This is a genomic window from Rhodanobacter sp. OR87, from assembly GCF_000473345.1.
GTDB lineage: Bacteria > Pseudomonadota > Gammaproteobacteria > Xanthomonadales > Rhodanobacteraceae > Rhodanobacter > Rhodanobacter denitrificans.
Genome location: NZ_AXBJ01000012.1, coordinates 33,750 through 53,796 on the forward strand (window position 1 = coordinate 33,750; position 20,047 = coordinate 53,796).

Below are 20,047 nucleotides of genomic sequence, written 5' to 3' on the forward strand. Positions count from 1 at the left end.
GCAGCTCTTTTCATTTCGCCGCCGCGCCCCCACGTTTCGGGGTCGGCGGTCGCGAACCGCTTATTCTACCCGCCTATCTCTCAGGAAAACCCGAACGTGAGCGAAGTTGCCATCAGCCAGGACCGCAGTCTTTACGAGCTTGATCGCCTGGCGGAGCTGGCCGAGGACGTGATCCGCCGCGCCCGCGCCGCCGGCGCCAGCCAGGCCGAGGTGGCGGCGAGCATTGACACGGGCTTGAGCGTGAACGTGCGCCTGGGCGAGGTGGAAACGGTGGAACACACCCGCGACCGCGGTTTCGGGCTCACCGTGTATTTCGGCCAGCGCAAGGGCTCGGCCAGCACCGCCGATCTCCACCCCGATTCGATCCAGGCCACGTTGGAGCAGGCCTGCGCGATCGCCCGCTACACCGAGGCCGACCCGGCCGCCGGGCTGGCCGATGCGGCGCGCATGGCCACCGCGTTTCCCGATCTCGACCTGTGGCATCCGTGGGCCATCGACACCGCGCAGGCGATCGCGCTGGGCGTCGCCATCGAGGACGCCGGCCGCGCCCATGCCGGCATCAGCAATTCCGACGGCGCCAGCGTGCAGGCGGGCGAAGGGCTGTCGGTGTACGCGAATTCGCACGGCTTCGTCGGGCGCGAGCGCGGCACGCGGCATGCGCTGTCGCTGGCGCTGATCGCCGGCGAGGGCGACGGCATGCAGCGCGACTACTGGTACGACAGCGTGCGCGCTGCCGGCGATTTCATCAGTGCGCAGGCGCTCGGCGACAAGGCCGCCGAACGCACGCTGGCGCGCATGGGTGCGCGCAGCTTGTCGACGCGGCAGTGCCCGGTGCTGTTCGCGCCGGAGCTGGCGCGCGGGTTGGTCGGCCATCTGCTCGGCGCGGTCAGCGGCGGCGCGCTGTACCGCCAGGCCAGCTTCCTGCTCGACCACGCCGGCAAGCGGATCATGCCGGCGTGGCTGAACATCGACGAGCGGCCGCATCTGCCGCGCGGCCAGGGCTCGGGCAACTTCGACGCGGAGGGCGTGGCCACCGTCGACGGCGCGCTGGTCGAGGGCGGCGTGCTGGCGCGCTACGTGCTGGGCAGCTATTCGGCGCGCAAGCTCGGACTGCCATCGACCGGCAATGCCGGTGGCGTGCACAACCTGATCGTGGAGCCGGGCAGCGTCGACGGCGAGCGCAGCGACTTCGACGGCATGCTGCAGCGCCTGGGCAACGGCCTGCTGGTGACCGAAGTGATGGGCCAGGGCGTGTCCACCGTCACCGGCGATTATTCGCGCGGCGCGGCGGGGTTCTGGGTGGAAAACGGCGCGATCGCCTACCCGGTCGAGGGCATCACCATCGCGGCGAACCTGCGCGAAATGTTCGCCGGCATCGTCGCGGTGGGCGCCGACGTCGACCCGCGCTCGCACATCCTCACCGGCTCGATCCTGCTCGAGCGCATGACCGTGGCGGGCGAGTAGTAGCGATTGCCGTAAGAGTGCGGTTGCCCCCTTGTCGCCCTCAAAGCTCTTGCCTCTGATGCTCTCTGCCCTGGATGCAGCAGGAGCAAAGAGACAAGAACATCGCGCACAGGGCGCGCCCCGGCGTTGACGGCTCGCAGATTCATGCGGCAAAGCGACGCGAGCCTTGCTAGCATCGGCGCAACCGGCCAGTCGCCGGCGAGCCGTCGACGCAAGTTCCCACTACAAGGAGATGCGCATGAGCGTTCCACCCGAGTCCGTCATTCCGCCCCCGCCGAGCGAGCCGCCGATGGCCGGGGGGCCTTCCGCCGAGGAGCGTCAATGGGCGATGTTCGCGCACCTGTCCGCGCTGGTCGGCGTGATCATCCCGTTGGGCAGCATCATCGGGCCGCTGGTGATCTGGCTGATCAAGAAGGACACCATGCCGTTCGTCAACGACCAGGGCAAGGAAGCGCTGAACTTCAACATCACCGTGGGGATCGCCGCCGTGGTGAGCTGGATCCTGTGCTTCATCCTGATCGGCTTCCTGCTGCTGGCGGTGTTGGCGGTCGGCTGGGTGGTGTTCGTGATCATCGCCACGATCAAGGCGAACGAAGGCACCACCTACCGCTACCCGTTCACGCTGCGGCTGGTCAGCTGAGCCAGTCGACGCTGCGGTGAAACGAGGGCGGCGCAAGCCGCCCTTTTTCGTGCGGCGCGAGGGGCTTCAGTAGCGGCGATGGGCGGCGTACCGCGCCAGTTCTTCCAGCAGCCCGGCACGTTTGCCCAGCGGGACGATCGCGGCCAGCGCGGCGTCGGTCAGCTCGGCCAGTCGCGCGCGCGAGGCGTCGAGGCCGATGATCGAGGGGAAGGTGGGCTTGGCGGCGGCGGCGTCCTTGCCGGCGGTCTTGCCGATCACCGCCGATTCGCCTTCCACGTCGAGGATGTCGTCGCGCACCTGGAAGGCCAGGCCGACCGCGTGCGCGTAGCGGTCCAGCGCCTGCAGCGCGTTGGCGTCGGCGCCGGCTGCGAGCGCGCCCAGTTGCACCGAGGCGCGGATCAGCGCGCCGGTCTTGCAGGCGTGCATGTGTTCCAGTGCGTCCAGCGTCAGCGCCTGGCCGACCGCCGCCAGGTCCAGTGCCTGGCCACCGGCCATGCCCTCGGCGCCGCAGGCGCGGCCCAGCGCACGCAGCATGGCGACGCCGGTGGCCGCGTCGGCGCGGCGTGCGGCATCGTCGGCGAGGATCTCGAACGCCAGCGCCTGCAGCGCGTCGCCGGCGAGGATCGCCATCGCCTCGCCGAACACCACATGGCAGGTCGGGCGGCCGCGGCGCAGCGCGTCGTCGTCCATCGCGGGCAGGTCGTCATGCACCAGCGAGTAGGCGTGGATCAGTTCCACCGCGCATGCGGCGGCATCCAGCGACGGACCGTCTTCGCCCAGTGCATGCGCGCCGGCGTAGACCAGCAGCGGGCGCAGCCGCTTGCCACCGCCGAGCACGGCGTAGCGCATCGCGCGATGCAGTTCGGCGGGGGAGTAGTCGGCCGGCGGCAGGCTGTGGTCCAGCGCCTGTTCGGCGCGGGCGATCAGCGACTGCAGGGCGGGGCCAAGCTCAGAGTTCGGGTTCAAACGGTTCGGCGCTGTCGGGGGCTTCGGGGTCGAGCAGCAGCCGCACGCGCAGTTCGGCCTGCTCCAGCGACTGCTGGCAATGGCGGAACAGGCCGATGCCGCGCTCGAACGAGGCCAGCGATTCATCCAGGCTCATCTCGCCGCTCTCCATCTTCGCGACCAGTTGCTCCAGCTCGTCGAGGGAGTGTTCGAAATCGGCGGCGGGCGGGGTCTTGCCGGGGGTGGGAGCGGTCTTGGCCATGGCCCGCAACGCTAGCGCAGCGGCTGTCCGGAATCAATCTGCGCGGGCTGCGGAGCGGCGTTGGCGTGACCTGGATCAGCGCCCCGCGCGCCAGCGCGGCGATGTGCCGGCCTGGCGGAAAATTGCCGCGCCACGGGCGCTGATCCAGCGGTCGGCCACCGCGACCAGCTCGTCGTCGGCGTACAGCAGCGGACAGGCGTGGCGCCGCCACGGCGGCAGCTGCGCCTGCTGGAACAGGTCACGCAGCTCGCGCGTGTGCGCGTCGCCGTCGGGCTTGATGCGCTCGCCGCCGCGGCGCAGGCACACCAGCAGCGGCTCGTCGAGGCGGGTGTCCTCGATGGCCAGGGTCAGCTCGCCGCCGTCGGGGAGTGCCAGCGGCTCGCCGCGCCAGCGCACCTGCCAGCCGGCGTCGACGGCGCGCCCGGGCGGCAGCGCCCACAGCCGGCCTTTCCAGATGTGCAGTTCAGTACCGGCCCAGCGGACGCATGGCAGCTGGCCGGCACGCGCACCGCACTGGCGTTCGATCTGCCGGCGCTGCGCCTTGCCGGGGGCGCGCAGGCCGCGCGCGTGCAGCCAGTGGTCGAGCAAGGGCTCGCGCAGCGCCGGCGCCAGCGCCAGCCAGCCGTGGGCGTCGAGGCTGCCGCTGGCCGCGTCGTGCAGCGCGTCGAAGGCGGCCAGCCAGTGCGCTTGCAGTGCGTCCGCCGCGGCGCGGCACAGGGCGGCGCTGTGCAGGATCGAATCCACTGCTTGCGGCCAGTGCCGCGCCAGCCGCGGCAGGATCTCGTGGCGCAGCTGGTTGCGCGCGAGGCGGGTGTCGGCGTTGGAGGGGTCGTCGATGCATTCGAGCCGGTGTGCCGCCACGTAATCGCGTAACTGCCGCCGCGACAGCGCCAGCAGCGGGCGCCACAGCTGGCCGCGGCCGAACGGGCGCAGCGCGCGCATGCCGCCGAGTCCTTCCGGTCCGGCGCCGCGCAACAGTTTCAGCAGTACCGTCTCGGCCTGGTCGTCGCGATGGTGGCCGAGCAGCAGGCAGTCGCCTTCGCGCAGTTGCATCGCCAGCGCGGCGTAGCGCGCGTCGCGTGCGGCGGCTTCCACGCCCAGCCCGGTGTCGCCGTCGACCCGCACGCGCAGCACCTCGCACGGCACGTCCAGGGCGGCGCAGAAGCGCTCGCAGTGCGCCGCCCATGCCGCGCTGTCCGGGTGCAGCGCGTGGTCGACATGCAGCGCGCGCAGCCCGTGCGTGCGTGCGGCCGGCAACTGCGCCAGCGCATGCAGCAGGGCGCTGGAATCCGGGCCGCCGCTGAACGCCACGCACAGCCCTGCCGGCAACGGCATGGACGCCAGTGCGGCCTGCAGGTGCTGGTGCAGCGGCTCGTTCACTTCCTGCTTTCGCGGGGCCGCACGTAGAGGTGCTTGCCGTTGCCGATCTGCCGTTCCTCGGTGTCGAACAGGCCGATCCCCTTGATCAGGCCGCTGAGCTTGGCGTAGCCGTAGTTGCGCGAGTCGAAGTCGGGCGACTGCTTGCTGATGATGTTGCCGATGGTGCCCAGGCTGGCCCAGCCGGTGTCGTCCGAGGCGGCCTCCAGCGCGCCGCGCAGCAGGTTCATCAGGCGCGTGTCGCCGCGCAGCTCCTTCGCCGAGCGCTGCTTCGGCGCCGCCGCGGTCTCGGTCTCGGCGATGCCGGCCAGCACCTCGGTGTAGATGAACTTGTCGCAGGCGGTGCGGAACGGCTCGGGCGTCTTCTTCTCGCCGAAACCGTACACGGTCTGGCCGGATTCGCGGATGCGCGAGGCAAGCCGGGTGAAGTCGCTGTCGCTGGAGACGATGCAGAAGCCGTCGAAGCGCCCGGCGTAGAGCAGGTCCATCGCGTCGATGATCATCGCCGAGTCGGTGGCGTTCTTGCCGACGGTGTAGCGGAACTGCTGGATCGGCTGGATCGAATGGCGCAGCAGCACTTCCTTCCAGCCGCTGAGATCGGGCTTGGTCCAGTCGCCGTAGATGCGCTTGACGTGTGCGGTGCCGTACTTGGCCACCTCGGCCAGCAGGCCCTCGACGATCGCCGGGCGGGCGTTGTCGGCGTCGATCAGTACGGCGAGCTTGTCGTGGGCCATGGTCGGCTACCGGCGGCGGGAATGCCGCCGATGGTAGCGCGCGGCCGGGCCGGCTGCAGGCGGCTATTCCTGGTACGCGCCGTAGCCGCGCAACCGCTGGTAGCGTTGCTGCAGCAGATCGGTGAGCGGCATCGCCTGCAGTTCGTCGAGCTGGTTCAGCAGCACCGCCTTCAGGCGGATCGCCATCGAGCGCGGGTTGCGGTGCGCGCCGCCCAGCGGTTCGCGGATCAGCTTGTCGACCAGGCCCAGTTCGAACAGGCGCGGTGCGGTCATGCCCAGCGCCTCGGCGGCGTCCTTCACCTTGTCCGGGCTTTTCCACAGGATCGAGGCGCAGCCTTCCGGCGAGATCACCGAATAGGTCGAGTACTGCAGCATATTGGTGCGGTCGCCCACGCCGATCGCCAGCGCGCCGCCGGAGCCGCCCTCGCCGATCACGGTGCAGATGATCGGCACTTTCAGCTCGGCCATCTCCAGCAGGTTGCGCGCGATCGCCTCGCTCTGGCCGCGTTCCTCGGCGCCCACGCCGGGGTAGGCGCCGGGGGTGTCGATCAGGGTCAGCAGCGGCAGGCCGAAGCGCTCGGCCATCTTCATCAGGCGCAGTGCCTTGCGGTAGCCCTCGGGGCGCGGCATGCCGAAGTTGCGGCGCACCTTGTCCTTGGTGTTGCGGCCCTTCTGGTGGCCGATGATCACCACCGGTCGACCGTTGATGCGGCCCAGCCCGCCCACGATGGCAGCGTCCTCGGCGTACATGCGGTCGCCGGCCAGCTCGTGGAACTCCTCGCAGATCACGCCGATGTAGTCCAGCGTGTACGGCCGCGCCGGGTGGCGCGAGAGCTGGGTGGTCTGCCACGAGTTGAGGTTGCGGAAGATCTCGGCGGTCTTGATCTTCAGCTTCTCGCGCAGGCGGCCCACCTCATCCTCGATGTTGAACGCCTGGCCGTCACTGGCGTGGCGAAGCTCTTCGATCTTCGCGTCCAGTTCGGCAATCGGTTGTTCGAAATCGAGGAAGTTGGGGTTCATTCGTTGCTATTCATGGCACAGAAGCGACTCAGTATACCGTCCCGCAGAAAAACGCGAGAACGCCGCCGTATGGCTGTGACGGGATCGACAGATGCCTGCCGCAGGCCGGGCGGTTGCGCTATCGTCCGCCCCATCGAACGCCGCCGCCGGATCCTCGCCATGCCCAGCAAGCCCATCGACAACGCGAAACTCGACCGCATCGTGGCCGAGGCCCGGCACGCCGCCGAACAGCGCGAACTGGGCTATCGCGAGCGCGCGCTGAAGATGTACCCGTGGGTGTGCGGTCGTTGTGCGCGCGAGTTCACCCGCGCCAACCTGCAGGAACTGACCGTGCACCACCGCAACCACGACCACGATTTCAACCCGCCGGACGGCAGCAACTGGGAACTGTTGTGCGTGTACTGCCACGACAACGAGCACGCGCGGTACATCGACCATGTGCGCGGTGGGGTGATGGCGGTGGAGGCGGCGGCGCCGGCCACCGGCAATCCGTTCGCGGATTTGAAGGCGATGATGGAACGAGGCAAGCCGTAGGAGCCCGCTCGCGGGCGATGCTTTTTGCTTTTGCGAATTCCGGCTCTCAACAGACGAATGTCTGGTCATCCGGGCTTTCAAAGCATCGCCCGCGAGCGGGCTCCTGCGGGGGCGAAGCGGCTCAGTCCTGCTGCTTGACGATGCGTAGGCGCGCGGCCTGCACGCCGGGCAGCGCGCGCACGGTGCGCAGCAGCTCCGGGATGGCTTCCACACGCCAGGCTTCGCCGAGTTCGAGATCGGCCTGCGCATGGCGGTTGCGGTAGCCGTGCAGGGTCACGCTGGTGCGGCCGCCGCGGTAGCCGGCCAGCGCCTGCTGCAGCTGGCCGACGAAACCCGGGCCGATGCCGTTCAACTTCAGCTGCAGCAATCGCGCGTGCCGGCGGCAGGCGTCGGCCAGTGAGCAGGCGCTGCGCGCGCGCAGCTGGAAGCCGCCGCCGGAGAAGTCGTCGATGCGCAGGCCGCCGTCGACCACCAGCATCTCGTCACGGGTCAGCAGCGGCGCCATCTGCTGGTACAGCTCGCCGAAGAAGCTCACCTCGATGATGCCGCTGCCGTCCTCCAGCCGCACGAACGCGTCGCTGTCGCCGCGCTTGCGCACGGCGGTGACCATGCCGGCGACGGTCCATGGCGTGTCGGGGCCGCGGCGGAAACGGTTGCCGTCGTCGTGGTCGTTCTTGCGCGGCTTCGGCGGCTGGTAGCGGTCGGCGATCTCGCCGAGCGGGCAGGTCGACAGCTGCGCCAGCTCGTCCTTCCACGGGTCGGTGGGATGGCCGGACAGGTAGTGGCCGAGCGTGTCGCGCTCGCCCTGCAGCTTCTGCTCCAGCGGCCATTCGGGCACGGTCGGCAACTCGATCTTCAGCACCGGCGTGGCGTTGCCCATCGCTGCGCCGAACATGTCGTTCTGGCCGGACTGGCGGTCGCGCAGGTGCTGTTCGGCGGCCTTGATCGCGTCGGGCAGCTGCAGCATCAGGCTGGCGCGGTTGGCGGCGAGCGCATCCAGAGCGCCGGAGAGGATCAGCGCCTCCAGCACGCGGCGGTTGAGCCGGGTCGGATCGACGCGGCGGCAGAAGTCGGCCAGGTCGGCGTACCTGCCGTTGGCGCGCTCGGCGACGATGGCTTCGCAGGCGCCCTGGCCGACGCCCTTGATCGCGCCCAAGCCATACTGGATGACCTTCGGTTCCACTGCCACGAACATGTACTCGGACGCGTTGACGTCCGGCGGCTGCACGGCGATGCCGATGGCGCGCGACTCGTCGAGGAAGGTCACCACCTTGTCGGTGTTGTCCATGTCCGAGGAGATCGTCGCGGCCATGAACTCGGCCGGGTAGTGCGCCTTCAGCCAGGCGGTCTGGTAGGAGACCAGCGCGTAGGCGGCGGCATGCGACTTGTTGAAGCCGTAGCCGGCGAACTTCTCCATCAGGTCGAAGATGGAATCGGCCTTCTCGCCGCTGAGGCCGTCCTTCGCCGCGCCTTCGCGGAACTTGGCGCGCTCCTTGGCCATCTCCTCGAGTTTCTTCTTGCCCATCGCGCGGCGCAGCAGGTCGGCGCCGCCGAGCGAGTAGCCGCCGACGATCTGCGCCATCTGCATCACCTGTTCCTGGTAGACCATGATGCCGTAGGTCTCTTTCAGGATCGGCTCGACGCGCGGGTCGGGGTATTCCACGTCCTCGCGGCCGTGCTTGCGCGCCACGAAGCTGGGGATCAGGTCCATCGGGCCGGGGCGGTACAGCGCCACCAGCGCGATGATGTCCTCGAAGCGGTCGGGTTTCGCGTCCTTCAGCATGCGCTGCATGCCGGAGGATTCCAGCTGGAACACCGCGACGGTCTGCGCCTTCTTCAGCAGCTCGTACGACGCCGGGTCGTCCAGCGGCAGCGCCGAGATGTCGAGCAGGGCCTCGCCGGCTTTCGCGCGGCGCGCGTTGATCGCCTTCACCGCCCAGTCGATGATGGTCAGCGTGCGCAGGCCGAGGAAGTCGAACTTGACCAGGCCGACCGCCTCGACATCGTCCTTGTCGTACTGGGTCACCACGCCGCCGCCGCCGGCTTCGCAGTACAGCGGCGCGAAGTCGGTGAGCGGGCTGGGCGCGATCACCACGCCGCCGGCGTGCTTGCCGGCGTTGCGGGTGAGGTTTTCGAGCTTCAGCGCCAGGTCGATCAGCGCACGCGCTTCCTCGTCCTGCTCGTACAGCTCGCAGAATTCCTTGACGACGCGCTCGGGCTCCTTCTTCGCCTTCTCGCTGCGGCCCAGCGCGCACGACAGCGTGAGGTCGAGCGGCCGCGCCGGGATCAGCTTGGCGATGCGGTCGACCTGGGTGTAGCCGAAGCCGAGCACGCGGCCGGAGTCGCGCAGCACGGCCTTGGCGGCCATCGAGCCGTAGGTGATGATCTGGCTGACGCGGTCGCGGCCGTACTTGCGCGCCACGTAGTCGATCACCTCGTCGCGGCGGTCCATGCAGAAGTCGATGTCGAAGTCGGGCATCGACACGCGTTCGGGGTTGAGGAAGCGCTCGAACAGCAGGTTGAACTGCAACGGGTCCAGGTCGGTGATCTTCAGCGCCCAGGCCACCAGCGAGCCGGCACCGGAACCGCGGCCGGGGCCAACCGGGATGCCGTTCTGTTTACCCCAGTTGATGAAGTCCGCCACGATCAGGAAGTAGCCGGGGAAGCCCATCTTGACGATGACGTCCAGCTCGCGCTCCAGCCGCGCCTGGTAGTCGGCGAGCGTGTGGTCGGCGGCCAGCGGCGCGTTGGCCAGGCGTTCCTTGAGACCTTGCCGTGCCAGCTCGCGGATGTGGCTGTCGAGGTCGTGGCCTGCGGGCACCGGGAAGTCGGGCAGGTAGTAGGTGCCGAACTTCAGTTCCAGGGTGCAGCGTTTCGCCAGTTCGACGGTGTTTTCCAGCGCCTCGGGCAGGTCCGCGAACAGCGCGGCCATTTCCTCCGGCGTCTTCAGGTATTGCTGGTCGCTGTAGTCGCGCGGGCGCTTGGGGTCGGCCAGCACGCGGCCCTGCTGGATGCACACGCGCGCCTCGTGCGCGCCGAAATCGTCCTGGGTGAGGAAGCGCACGTCGTTGCTGGCCAGCACCGGCAGGCCCAGTTCGGCGGCCAGCGCCAGCGCGGCGGTGTTCCAGGCTTCTTCGCCCTCGCGGCCGCAGCGGGTCAGCTCCAGGTACAGCCGCTCGGGGAACAGCCGCGCCAGCGGACGCAGCTTCGCCAGTGCGGCCTCGTTGCCCTGGTTCAGCGCGAGGCGGCCGACTTCGCTCTCGCGGCCGAGCAGGGCGATCAGCCCGTCGCTGGCATCGACGCTCAGCCAGCCGGCCTCGACCAGCGCACGGCCGCGGTGCTGGCCTTCCTGCCAGGCGCGCGAAACCAGTCGCGACAAATTGAGATAGCCCGCGCGGTGCTGGCACAGCAGGGTGAGCCGCCACGGGCGCGGGTCGTCCGGCGCGGCCATCCACAGGTCGCAGCCGCCGATCGGCTTGATGCCGGCGGCGCTGCAGGCCTTGTAGAACTTCACCAGCGCGAACATGTTGCTGTCGTCGGTCAGCGCCAGCGCCGGGATGCCGTCGCGCACGCAGGCGGCGACCAGCGCCTTGATGCGGATGGTCGAATCGACCAGCGAGTATTCGCTGTGCAGGTGCAGGTGGGTATAGCGGACGGTCATGCGTTCTTGCGCGGTGAGTCCCCGCAGGCTACCCGGCACCTTGTCCAGCGGCAAGATTGACTTCCGTGCGGTTTGCGCGAAGCGCGGCGGCGCCTCGCCGGAGCTTGCCGCTCAGCCCGGCGCGACGGCCACCGCCGGCGGTGCCGGCTCGGCCAGCAGTGCGTTGATCTCGGCGACCAGGCTGTCCAGCATGTCTTCGCCATAGCCCACGTGCACATGGGCCACGGTGCCGTCGCGATGCAGCATCACCATGACCGGGATGCCCTTGTCGGTGCCGTACGGTTTGCCGAGGGTGCCGTCGCGGTCCCAGGTCATCAGCAGGCCGGGCAGGCGCGGGCGCAGGGCACGAACGGTCCGCACGTAGGTCTGCCGGTCTTCTTCGTGATTGATGGTGACTACCTGCAGGGGCAGGCCACGCTCGGTTGCCAGCGTCTGCAGGCCCGCCAGTATCGGCAGTTCCTTCATGCAGTAGCCGCACCAGGTGGCCCAGAAGCTGACCACTACCACTTTGCCATGCAGCGACGAGACGCTCACCGTCTTGCCGTCCTGGGTCGTGCCCAGCGCGTCTGGCGGTGCATCTCCCGGTTGCACGCCGGCATGGGCGGCCAGGCAGAACAGCAGTCCGAGCAGTGCGATGCCGAGGCGGCGCATGTCTTCCATCTCCCTGTGGTATGCCGCCAGCGTAGCGGGATGCCCGGGGCAGGGGAAGCGGCGCGCCTCAGCGGACGCGGAAGCGTTCGCCATCCTCCCCGGCGGGCAACACGTAATGCTCCAGGCTGTTCACCGCCAGCGGGCGGAGGTTGTAGTCGGCATGCAGCGGCAGCGCCTCGTCGACGCCGTCGGGTGCGAGATGGACCGACTCGGGCACGGCCATGCTGGCCGGCATCGGTGGAACGGATGGGCGGATGGACGGAGGCATCATGGCACGACTCCTGCGGTCTGCGTGGTGCATCGAGGCACCTGTGGCAGCGGGTCGGCGGGTCGGCGCCGGCTGGACATCGCTGCTGCTGCGGATGCGTCCGTGCGGGTGGCGTTCCCTGATGTCAATGATGCTCCCGATCGGGAGAAAGTTGCATAGACCGATGGCCTATGCCGGTCAGTCTCATCCGGTGCGCGATCAGCGGCCGGCGCGGCAGTTAGAACAGCTGGCCCTGGTCCAGCAGCAGGCGCACCGGCGCGAAGCTGCGGCGGTGTTGCGCGCATGGCCCGAGCCGCTGCAGCGCGGCCAGGTGCGCCGGCGTCGAGTAGCCCTTGTGCGCGGCGAAACCGTAGCCGGGGTACTCGCCATCGAGCGCCACCATCACGCGGTCGCGGCTGACCTTGGCCAGGATCGAGGCCGCGCTGATCGCCGGCTCCAGCGCGTCGCCGCCGACGATCGCGCGGCCGGGACAGGGCAGGTCGCGCGGCAGTTGGTTGCCGTCGATCAGCGCCGCGTGGGCGGCCGGCGCAAGGCCGGCCAGCGCGCGGCACATGCCGGTCATGGTGGCCTGGAGGATGTTCAGGCGGTCGATCTCGTCGCGCTCGATCAGCACGATGCGGTACGCCAGCGCGCGCTCGATGATCAGCGGATACAGCGCCTCGCGCTTCGCCTCGCTGAGCTGTTTGGAGTCGTTCAGCCCGACGATCGGGCGGGCCGGATCGAGGATCACCGCGGCCACCGCCAGCGGGCCGGCCAGCGGGCCGCGGCCGGCTTCGTCGACGCCGGCGATGAAGATGCTGCCTGCGTTCGCCGGTTCCTCCCGCCGCGGGGAAGGTTCGCCCCGGCAGGGGTCGGCCGGGCGCTTATCCATCGCGGCGTTGCGCGTCGATCAGCTCGGCGATCGCCGCCGCCGCACGATCCCCCGCGTGGCCTTCCAGGCCGCCGCGCAGGGCTTGGTGCAGTTGCTCGAATGCGGCCACGATCGCGCCGCGCCGCTCGCTGTCCTTGAACAGCGCCAGGGTGGCGGCGGCCAGCTTGTCGGCGGTGCAGTCGTCCTGCATCAGCTCGGGCACCAGCAGGCCGTCGCCGAGGCCGCAGGCGCGGGCCAGGATGTTCGGCAGCGCGTAGATGTCGGTCTTCAGCATCTTCAGCGCGAGGGCGATGCGGTAGCTCAGCGGTGCGACGCGGTAGCCCACCACCATCGGCCGCTTGGCCAGCATCGCCTCCAGCGTGGCGGTGCCGGAAGCCAGCAGCACCACGTCGGCGGCCAGTATCGCCTCGTGCGCGTGGCCGTCCAGCAGCAGCGGCGCGGTTTCGTCCTGCGGCCTGTCGGCGAGCAGTTCGCCGAGTCGGGCGCGCACCTGCGGGTTGGCGGCCGGGATCACCACGCGCAGCCCGGGCACGGCGGCGGCCACGCGATTCGCCGCTTCGATGAAGGCCCGCCCCAGCCGGCTGACCTCGGACAGCCGGCTGCCGGGCAGCACGGCCAGCACCGGCGCCTGCTGCGGCAGCTGCAGGAGCTCGCGTGCACCGACGCGGTCGGAGACCAGCGCGAAACGGTCGGCCAGCGGGTGACCGACGAAGCGGGCGTCGACGCCGTGCTTCGCGTAGATCGCCGGCTCCATCGGGAACAGGCACAGCACGCGGCTGGCGCTTCGGCCGATCTTCTGCGCGCGCTGCTCGCGCCAGGCCCACACCGACGGGCTGACGTAGTGCACGGTGAGTACGCCGGCCTGCTTCAGGCGCTGCTCCACGCCGAGGTTGAAGTCGGGGGCGTCGATGCCGACCACCACCGCCGGCCGCTCCTCGAGCAGGCGCGCGAGCAGCACCTTGCGCAGGCGCAGCAGGCGCGGCAGGTGGCGGATCACCTCGCTGAAGCCGAACAGCGACAGCTCGCGGATGTCGTACCAGGATTCGAAGCCCTCGCGCTGCATGCGCGCGCCGCCGATGCCGACGAAACGCGCCTGCGGGTAGCGCTGGCGCAACGCCGCGATCAGGTCGGCGCCGAGCTGGTCGCCGGAGTCTTCGCCGGCGAGGATGGCGATCAGGGGGGATTCGAGCGGCGGGTGGTCAGTCATGCCGGAAGCATAAGCCAGAGCGAGTGCCTGATTGCCCGACAAGCGAGACGCTTATCGGGCGAGCGCCCGCTCGCTGTGGTCGAGGAATTCCAGCATCGCGCGCACGTCATCGCTCTCACGCGCCAGCTCGACCAGCTTCTCGCGCGCCTCGGGCAGCGGCAGGCCGGCCATGTACAGCGTGCGGTAGGCGCGCTTGATCGCGGCGATACGCGTGGCGTCGAAGCCGCGGCGCTTCAGGCCTTCGCTGTTGATACCGCGCGGGCGGCCCTGCTGCTCGTTCGCCATCATCACGAACGGCGGCACGTCGTGGCCGACCAGGCAGCCCATGCCGATGAAGGCGTGCGCGCCGACCTTGCAGAACTGGTGCACGCCGGAATAGCCGGACAGGATCGTCCAGTCGCCGATGGTGACGTGGCCGGCCAGTGCGGAATAGTTGGAGAACACTACGTTGTTGCCGATCTGGCAGTCGTGCGCGATGTGCACGTAGGCGAGCACCCAGTTGTCGTTGCCGATGCGGGTGACGCCGCCGCCGTGGCCGGTGCCGCGGTTGAGCGTGGTGAATTCGCGGATCAGGTTGCGGTCGCCGATCACCAGCTCGGTGCGCTCGCCTTCCCACTTCTTGTCCTGCGGTGCGCCGCCCAGCGAGGCGAACTGGGCGATGCGGTTGTCACGGCCGATCTTCGTGGGGCCTTCGATCACCACATGCGGACCGATCACCGTGCCGTCGCCGATCTCGACTTCGGCGCCGATCACGCTGTAGGCGCCGATGCCGACGTTGGCGCCGATGACGGCGGAAGGATCGATCAGCGCAGTGGGATGGATCATTTCCCGGCCCTCGCGGCGCACATCAGTTCACAACTGGCCACTTCCTTGCCGTCGACCAGGCTGCGTGCCACGAACAGACCCATGCCGCGCACCAGGCGTTTCTGGCTGACCTCGAAGCGCAACTGGTCGCCGGGCACCACCGGCGCGCTGAAGCGCGCGTTGTCGACCTTGACCAGGTAGAACAGCGGGCTGCCCTTGTCGCCCTTCGCGTGGCGGCTCAGCTGGGTCAGCAGGCCGGCGGCCTGCGCCATCGCCTCGATGAGCAGTACGCCGGGCATCACCGGGTGGCCGGGGAAGTGGCCCTGGAAGAACGGCTCGTTGATGGTTACGTTCTTCAGCGCGACCACGCTGACGTCGGGCACGATCTCGACCACGCGGTCCACCAGCAGGAACGGGTAGCGGTGCGGCAGCAGTTCCTGGATCTGTTCCACGTTGATCGGCAGTGCCGTGAAGTCGCCTTGCTCACTCATTGTCGCTGTCCTTCTCCAGCGCCGACACGCGACGCGCGTACTCGTCCAGATGCTTGAAGCGCGCCGCGTTCTTCCGCCACTGGCGGTTGTCCTGCAGCGGCACGCCGGATGAATATTCGCCGGGCTCGCGGATCGAGTGCGTGACCAGGCTCTTGGCGGTAATGGTAACCCGGTCGGCCAGTTCGAGATGGCCGAGCACGCCGGCGTTGCCGCCGATCATGCACCAGCGGCCGATCTTCGCACTGCCGGCCACCGCGGCGCAGCCGGCCATCGCGGTGTGCGCGCCGACGTGCACGTTGTGCGCGATCTGGATCTGGTTGTCCAGCCGCACGTCCTCTTCCAGCACGGTGTCGTCCAGCGCGCCGCGGTCGATGGTGGTGTTCGCGCCGATCTCGCAGTCGTCGCCGATGCGCACGCCGCCGAGCTGCGGCAGCTTGATCCAGTGGTCGGTGTCGAAAGCGAGGCCGAAGCCATCCGAGCCGATCACCGCGCCCGGGTGCACCAGTACGCGCCGGCCCAGCGTGACCCGCGTCACCAGGGTGACGCGCGCGACCAGCCGCGACTGCGCGCCGACGGTGCAGTCCTCGCCGATGAGGCAGTGCGGGCCGAGCACGGCACCGTCGCCGATCACCGCGCCGTCCGCGATCACGCAGCCCGGCCCGATGCTGGCGCTGGCGCTGACCTGCGCCCCAGTGGCGACCACGGCAGTGGGGTGGATGCCCGCCGGTGCGGCCGGCAGCCGTTCGAACAGTGCGGCGATCTTTGCGTAGGCGACGTACGGGTCGCGCGCGATCAGCGCCGCGGTGGGGCAGTCGGCAAGGTTCTCCTCGCGCAGCACCACCACCCCGGCGCGCGTGGCGGCCAGCTGGGCGGTGTACTTGCTGTTGGCGAGGAAGCTCAGCTGGCCGGGGTCGGCGCCGGTCAGCGTGCCGACGCCGCCGATGACTCGTGCGCCATCGCCGCTGAAGCCGAGGCCGAAGCGTTCGGCCAGCTCGGTCACCGTGTAGTTGATTGCGCTCATGCGTGGCTCCGGAACCTGCCGGCCATTGTAGGGGGTGGCACCATGGCCTGCAGTGCGCCAGGCGACGGCAGGCCGGCAAAAGAAAGCGCGGCCCGGCCGCGCTTTCCTTCGATCCCCGACTTGGGGTCAGCTCAGAACTGGCTGCCGAAGGTGAACTGGATGCGCTCCTCGTAGTGGCGATCGGCGGCCTTGGAACGCAGCGGTACGGCGAAGCTGATGATCAGCGGGCCGATCGGCGCCTGCCACTGCAGCGACAGGCCGGTGGAGGCGCGCAGCTCGCTGGCGTCGAAGCTCTTGTAGTCCTTGTAGACGTTGCCGACGTCCATGAACCAGGACACGCGCGCGGTGTTGACGTCCTTCAGGAACGGCAGCGGCAGGAACACCTGTGCGGTGCCGAGCACCTTGAACGCGCCGCCGATCGGCTGTGCGTAATAGGCGCCGTTGTTGCACATGCCGTTGGCGTCGGGCGCGCTGCCGTCGATGCAGACCCGCGGTCCCAACGTATTGTCCTGGTAGCCGCGCACGTCGCGCACGCCGCCGGCGTAGTAGTTCTGCCAGAACGGCAGGTCCTGGCGCATGTCGGTGATGACGTGACCGGGGCTCTGCGCCAGGCTGGCGTCCTTCAATGCCGTGAAGGCGTCGTCGCTGATGCCGTTCCCGCCGTAGGTCTTGCCGTAGCCGACCTGGCCGTCGAGGTACAGCACGAAGCCCTTGCCGATCGGCCAGTAGTGGTTGAGCTCGGTGCTGAGCTTCCAGTACTGCACGGTCGAGCCGGGCAGGGCGATGTCGGTCGAGGCGGAGATCAGGCCGCCCCGGGTCGGCGCCCAGTAGCCATTGCGGGTGTCGTGGTTCCAGCCCAGCGTGCCGGTCCAGGTGTGGATGGTCTTGTTGCCGATCTCGTTCTGGTAGTCGAGCAGCACCTGCGGGCTGTAGCCCTGGAACAGGTTGACCTTGTTGCTGCTGATGCCCAGGCCCACGCGCAGGCCGTCGGTTTCGCTGATCGGGATGCCGAGGTAGGTGGAGAAGCTTTTCGCGCTGGTGGCGTAGTTGGCGAAATCGGTGTTGCCGTAGTCGGTCTTCGAGTACGAGGCGCTGTAGCCGATGCCGATGCCGCTGTCGGTCAGGTACGGGTTGTAGTAGTTGAGGCCGAGGCGGGTGTAGTAGGTGCTGCGCTCGCCGCTGATCGAGAAGCTGTCGCCGGTGCCGAACAGGTTGTTCTGCGACACCGAGGCATTCAGGATGATGCCGGAGTACTGCGAATAGCCGATGCCGAACTGCATGCTGCCGGCGGACTGCTCCTCGACCTTGACGGTGACGTCCACCTTGTCCTGGGTACCGGGCACCATCTTCTGGTCGATGTCGACCTTCTTGAAGTAGCCCAGCCGCTGCAGGCGGACCTTGGAGCGGTCGATCGCCGCCTGCGAGTACCAGGAGCCCTCGAGCTGGCGCATCTCGCGGCGCAGCACGTCGTCCTCGGTGCGCGTGTTGCCCTGGAACACCACCCGCCGCACGTACACGCGCTGGCCGGGTTCGACGTACAGGGTCAGGTCGACCGTGCGCTTTTCCTTGTCCAGCTTCGGGATCGGGGTGACCTTGGCGTAGGCGTAGCCGATGTTGGCCAGGATCGCCTTGATCGCCTTGGTGCTGGCTTCGACGGCGGCGCGGTTGAAGGTCTCGCCTGCCTTGATGAAGACCAGCTGGCGCATGGTCGCCTCCGGCAGGATCAGCTCGCCGAGCAGCTTGACGTCGGCGACCTTGTAGATCTCGCCTTCCTTGATGCTGGCGTCGATGTACATCGCGCGCTTGTCCGGCGCGATCGCCACCTGGGTGGAGTCGACGCCGAAATCGGCATAGCCGCGGTCCATGTAGTAGGACTGCAGCTTCTCCAGGTCGCCGGAGAGCTTCTCGCGCGAGTACTGGTCGTCCTTCGAGTACCACGACATCCAGTTGGTGGTATCCGATTCGAAACCTTCGCGGATCTGCTTGTCGGTGAACGCATGGTTGCCGAGGATGTTCAGTTCCTTGATCTTGGCGGCCTTGCCTTCGCGGATCTCGATCTCGACGGCGACGCGGTTGCGGTCCAGCCGGGTCACGTGCGGATCGACCGAGACGTTGTACTTGCCGCGGTTGTAGTACTGCCGGATCAGTTCCTGCTGCACGTTGTCCAGCGCCAGGCGGTCGAACGTCTCGCCCTCGGACAGCCCGATTTCCTTCAGGCCCTTCTTCAGGTCGTCGGTCTTGATGTCCTTGTTGCCGCGCAGGGTCAGCTTGGCGATCGACGGCCGCTCGACCACCTTGATCACCAGGATGCTGCCTTCGCGCTCGAACTCCACGTCGCTGAAGAACTTGGTGCGGTACAGCGCGCGGATGGCGCGCTGGGCGCCGTCGTTGGTCAACTGGTCGCCCTTGTTGATCGGCAGGTAGTTGTACACGGTACCGGCCGAGATCCGGCTGAGGCCGTCGATGCGGATGTCCGACACCACGAATGGGTCGAACGCGAACGCATTGGCGGAGAGGGAGGCAAGCAGGATCAGCGCGGCGATACGCTTCATCGTCGATTCCGTTGGGTTATTTCGATGGAGCGGCCGGCGCGGCCGCCCCGATCAACGCATGAGGCAGGGACAGGCCCCGCCTCGAAAATGAATCTGCACTCCACCGCGGGAGTGCGTCGGCGGACACATCGCCGCGCCGTGCCGCCGCGGACTGGCGTGTCGCCGACATGCTGCGTTCGCCGACCATCGGCATCACGACAGCAGCATGCGGTGGATATCGTTGTAGAACGCCAGCCCCATCAGGGTGAACAGCAACGCCAGGCCGATGTACTGGCCCACCACCATCGCCTGTTCGCTGACCGGGCTGCCCTTGATCAATTCGACGAGATAATACAGCAGGTGCCCACCATCGAGGACCGGGATCGGCAGCAGGTTGAGGATCGCCAGGCTCAGCGACACCAGCGCGAGGAATTGCAGGAACCACGGCAGGCCCATGCCGGCCGACGCGTTGGCCACCTCGGCAATGCCGATCACGCCGGACAGGTTGCGGGTCGAGGCCTCGCCGGTGAGCATCTTGCCGAGCATGCCGAAAGTCTGCGTGGTGTTGCGCCAGGTGGTGTCGAGCGAGGCGGTCATTGCTTTCAGCGGGCCGTAGCTCACGGTAGCCGCTTCGACCGGCGGCGCGCCGACGCCAAGCACCCACTTCGGCGGCTGGCCTTCCAGCGATTCCCACTTGGCGGTGACGTTCAGCCGCAGCGGCTGCCCCTCGCGCTCGATGCCGATCGCCAGCGTCAGCGACTTGGCTGCCGCAGTCTGCACCAGCTTGCCGAATGCGACGAAGTCCTCCACCGGCTGGCCGTTGACGCTGACGATGCGGTCGCCCCCGCGCATGCCGGCCAGTGCGGCCGGCTGGCCGGGCATCACGGTGGCGGCGACCGCCGGCGGCGGCGCCAGCTTCAGGCCGAGCTTGCCCAGGTACTGGCCCACGTCCTGCCCCGGCGGCAGTTCGTCCAGCGGCAACACCAGCTCGCGCGTGCGCCCGTCCTGGCCGCACACGGTGAGCGGCAGCGGTGCGCGCCCGAGCAGGGCGTTGGCTACCGCGTCCATCGTGTCGGTCCAGGTGGCGACGGTGCGGTTGTCGATGCGAAGGATGCGGTCGCCCGACTGGATGCCGGCGCTGGCGGCGAGGCTTTGCGGCGCCGCGGTCACCACCGGGGCCACGTCCGGGCGGCCCAGCATGAACATCAGCCAGAACGCGACGACGGTGAAGATCAGGTTGAAGCCCGGTCCGGCGGCGACGATGGCGATGCGCTGCCACACCGGCTTGCCGGTGAATTCCTGCTCGCGCAGGGCTGGGTCGACCTCGCCTTCGCGCGCGTCGAGCATCTTCACGTAGCCGCCGAGCGGGATCGCGGCGATCTGGTACTCGGTGCCGTCGCGGCCGATGCGCTTCCAGATCGCGTTGCCGAAACCGACCGAGAAGCGCAGCACCTTGACCCCACAACGGCGCGCGACCCAGTAGTGGCCGAATTCGTGGAAGGTCACCAGCACGCCAAGCGTGACCAGCAGCCAGAACACCGAGCCGAAGAAGGAAGTCATCAAGTA

Annotated in this window: 18 protein-coding genes; 3 read left to right on the plus strand and 15 right to left on the minus strand. The window is 68.8% G+C overall.

Annotated elements, in window-relative coordinates:
- The first annotated feature begins 96 nt into the window (after positions 1-96).
- On the plus strand, positions 97-1,464 hold the full coding sequence (gene pmbA, locus RHOOR87_RS0112025; protein ID WP_027485148.1) for a metalloprotease PmbA: 1,368 nt from the start codon (positions 97-99) through the stop codon (positions 1,462-1,464).
- Positions 1,465-1,702: 238 nt separating this feature from the next.
- Positions 1,703-2,104, plus strand: a complete 402-nt coding sequence (locus RHOOR87_RS0112030) for a DUF4870 domain-containing protein (protein WP_015447095.1) — start codon at positions 1,703-1,705, stop codon at positions 2,102-2,104.
- A 66-nt stretch (positions 2,105-2,170) separates the two neighbouring features.
- Here the strand turns inward: RHOOR87_RS0112030 and RHOOR87_RS0112035 are convergent, their stop codons facing one another.
- The 5 genes from RHOOR87_RS0112035 to RHOOR87_RS0112055 form a co-directional block, all read right to left on the minus strand.
- Complete coding sequence (locus RHOOR87_RS0112035) at positions 2,171-3,070, minus strand: farnesyl diphosphate synthase (protein WP_015447096.1); 900 nt, start codon at positions 3,068-3,070, stop codon at positions 2,171-2,173.
- On the minus strand, positions 3,054-3,311 hold the full coding sequence (locus RHOOR87_RS0112040; protein WP_007511994.1) for an exodeoxyribonuclease VII small subunit: 258 nt from the start codon (positions 3,309-3,311) through the stop codon (positions 3,054-3,056). Before RHOOR87_RS0112040 ends, RHOOR87_RS0112035 begins: the two co-directional genes overlap by 17 nt.
- A 75-nt stretch (positions 3,312-3,386) precedes the next feature.
- Positions 3,387-4,691 carry a tRNA lysidine(34) synthetase TilS gene (gene tilS, locus RHOOR87_RS0112045; RefSeq protein ID WP_027485150.1) on the minus strand — a complete coding sequence of 435 codons (1,305 nt, stop codon included), beginning with the start codon at positions 4,689-4,691 and terminating at the stop codon, positions 3,387-3,389.
- A complete protein-coding gene (locus RHOOR87_RS0112050) occupies positions 4,688-5,422 on the minus strand; it encodes an NYN domain-containing protein (RefSeq protein ID WP_007512021.1) in 735 nt (244 codons plus the stop codon). The genes tilS and RHOOR87_RS0112050 overlap by 4 nt, the downstream gene beginning before the upstream one ends.
- A 63-nt stretch (positions 5,423-5,485) precedes the next feature.
- Positions 5,486-6,442, minus strand: coding sequence for an acetyl-CoA carboxylase carboxyltransferase subunit alpha (locus RHOOR87_RS0112055; protein ID WP_015447098.1), 957 nt, complete (start codon positions 6,440-6,442; stop codon positions 5,486-5,488).
- A 159-nt stretch (positions 6,443-6,601) separates the two neighbouring features.
- Between RHOOR87_RS0112055 and RHOOR87_RS0112060 the strand changes: the two genes are divergently transcribed.
- Positions 6,602-6,976 (plus strand): YajD family HNH nuclease, encoded by a 375-nt coding sequence (locus RHOOR87_RS0112060; RefSeq protein ID WP_027485151.1) that lies wholly within the window; start codon positions 6,602-6,604, stop codon positions 6,974-6,976.
- Positions 6,977-7,097: 121 nt separating this feature from the next.
- Here RHOOR87_RS0112060 and dnaE read toward each other — a convergent pair whose 3' ends face one another.
- The 10 genes from dnaE to rseP all read right to left on the minus strand — a co-directional run bounded on the left by dnaE (position 7,098) and on the right by rseP (position 20,041).
- Entirely contained in the window at positions 7,098-10,637 is a 3,540-nt protein-coding gene (gene dnaE, locus RHOOR87_RS0112065; RefSeq protein WP_027485152.1) for a DNA polymerase III subunit alpha, read from the minus strand.
- Positions 10,638-10,748: 111 nt separating this feature from the next.
- The gene (locus RHOOR87_RS0112070) at positions 10,749-11,288 is read right to left on the minus strand and encodes a TlpA disulfide reductase family protein (protein ID WP_007512027.1); all 540 of its coding nucleotides are present in this window, start codon (positions 11,286-11,288) and stop codon (positions 10,749-10,751) included.
- Positions 11,289-11,355: 67 nt separating this feature from the next.
- Complete coding sequence (locus RHOOR87_RS0112075) at positions 11,356-11,559, minus strand: hypothetical protein (RefSeq protein ID WP_015447101.1); 204 nt, start codon at positions 11,557-11,559, stop codon at positions 11,356-11,358.
- 214 nt (positions 11,560-11,773) lie between these two features.
- Positions 11,774-12,427 (minus strand): ribonuclease HII, encoded by a 654-nt coding sequence (gene rnhB / locus RHOOR87_RS0112080; RefSeq protein ID WP_007512028.1) that lies wholly within the window; start codon positions 12,425-12,427, stop codon positions 11,774-11,776.
- A complete protein-coding gene (gene lpxB / locus RHOOR87_RS0112085) occupies positions 12,420-13,634 on the minus strand; it encodes a lipid-A-disaccharide synthase (protein ID WP_027485153.1) in 1,215 nt (404 codons plus the stop codon). The genes rnhB and lpxB overlap by 8 nt, the downstream gene beginning before the upstream one ends.
- Positions 13,635-13,685: 51 nt before the next feature.
- On the minus strand, positions 13,686-14,459 hold the full coding sequence (lpxA, locus tag RHOOR87_RS0112090; protein ID WP_015447103.1) for an acyl-ACP--UDP-N-acetylglucosamine O-acyltransferase: 774 nt from the start codon (positions 14,457-14,459) through the stop codon (positions 13,686-13,688).
- Positions 14,456-14,929: a 3-hydroxyacyl-ACP dehydratase FabZ gene (gene fabZ, locus RHOOR87_RS0112095; RefSeq protein ID WP_007512031.1), complete on the minus strand. Its 474-nt coding sequence runs from the start codon at positions 14,927-14,929 to the stop codon at positions 14,456-14,458. Before fabZ ends, lpxA begins: the two co-directional genes overlap by 4 nt.
- Positions 14,922-15,950, minus strand: a complete 1,029-nt coding sequence (lpxD, locus tag RHOOR87_RS0112100; RefSeq protein ID WP_007512032.1) for a UDP-3-O-(3-hydroxymyristoyl)glucosamine N-acyltransferase — start codon at positions 15,948-15,950, stop codon at positions 14,922-14,924. Before lpxD ends, fabZ begins: the two co-directional genes overlap by 8 nt.
- Positions 15,951-16,081: 131 nt before the next feature.
- Positions 16,082-18,502, minus strand: a complete 2,421-nt coding sequence (gene bamA / locus RHOOR87_RS0112105) for an outer membrane protein assembly factor BamA (protein ID WP_007512033.1) — start codon at positions 18,500-18,502, stop codon at positions 16,082-16,084.
- Positions 18,503-18,694: 192 nt separating this feature from the next.
- Positions 18,695-20,041 (minus strand): RIP metalloprotease RseP, encoded by a 1,347-nt coding sequence (rseP, locus tag RHOOR87_RS0112110; RefSeq protein ID WP_015447104.1) that lies wholly within the window; start codon positions 20,039-20,041, stop codon positions 18,695-18,697.
- Positions 20,042-20,047: the final 6 nt, after the last annotated feature.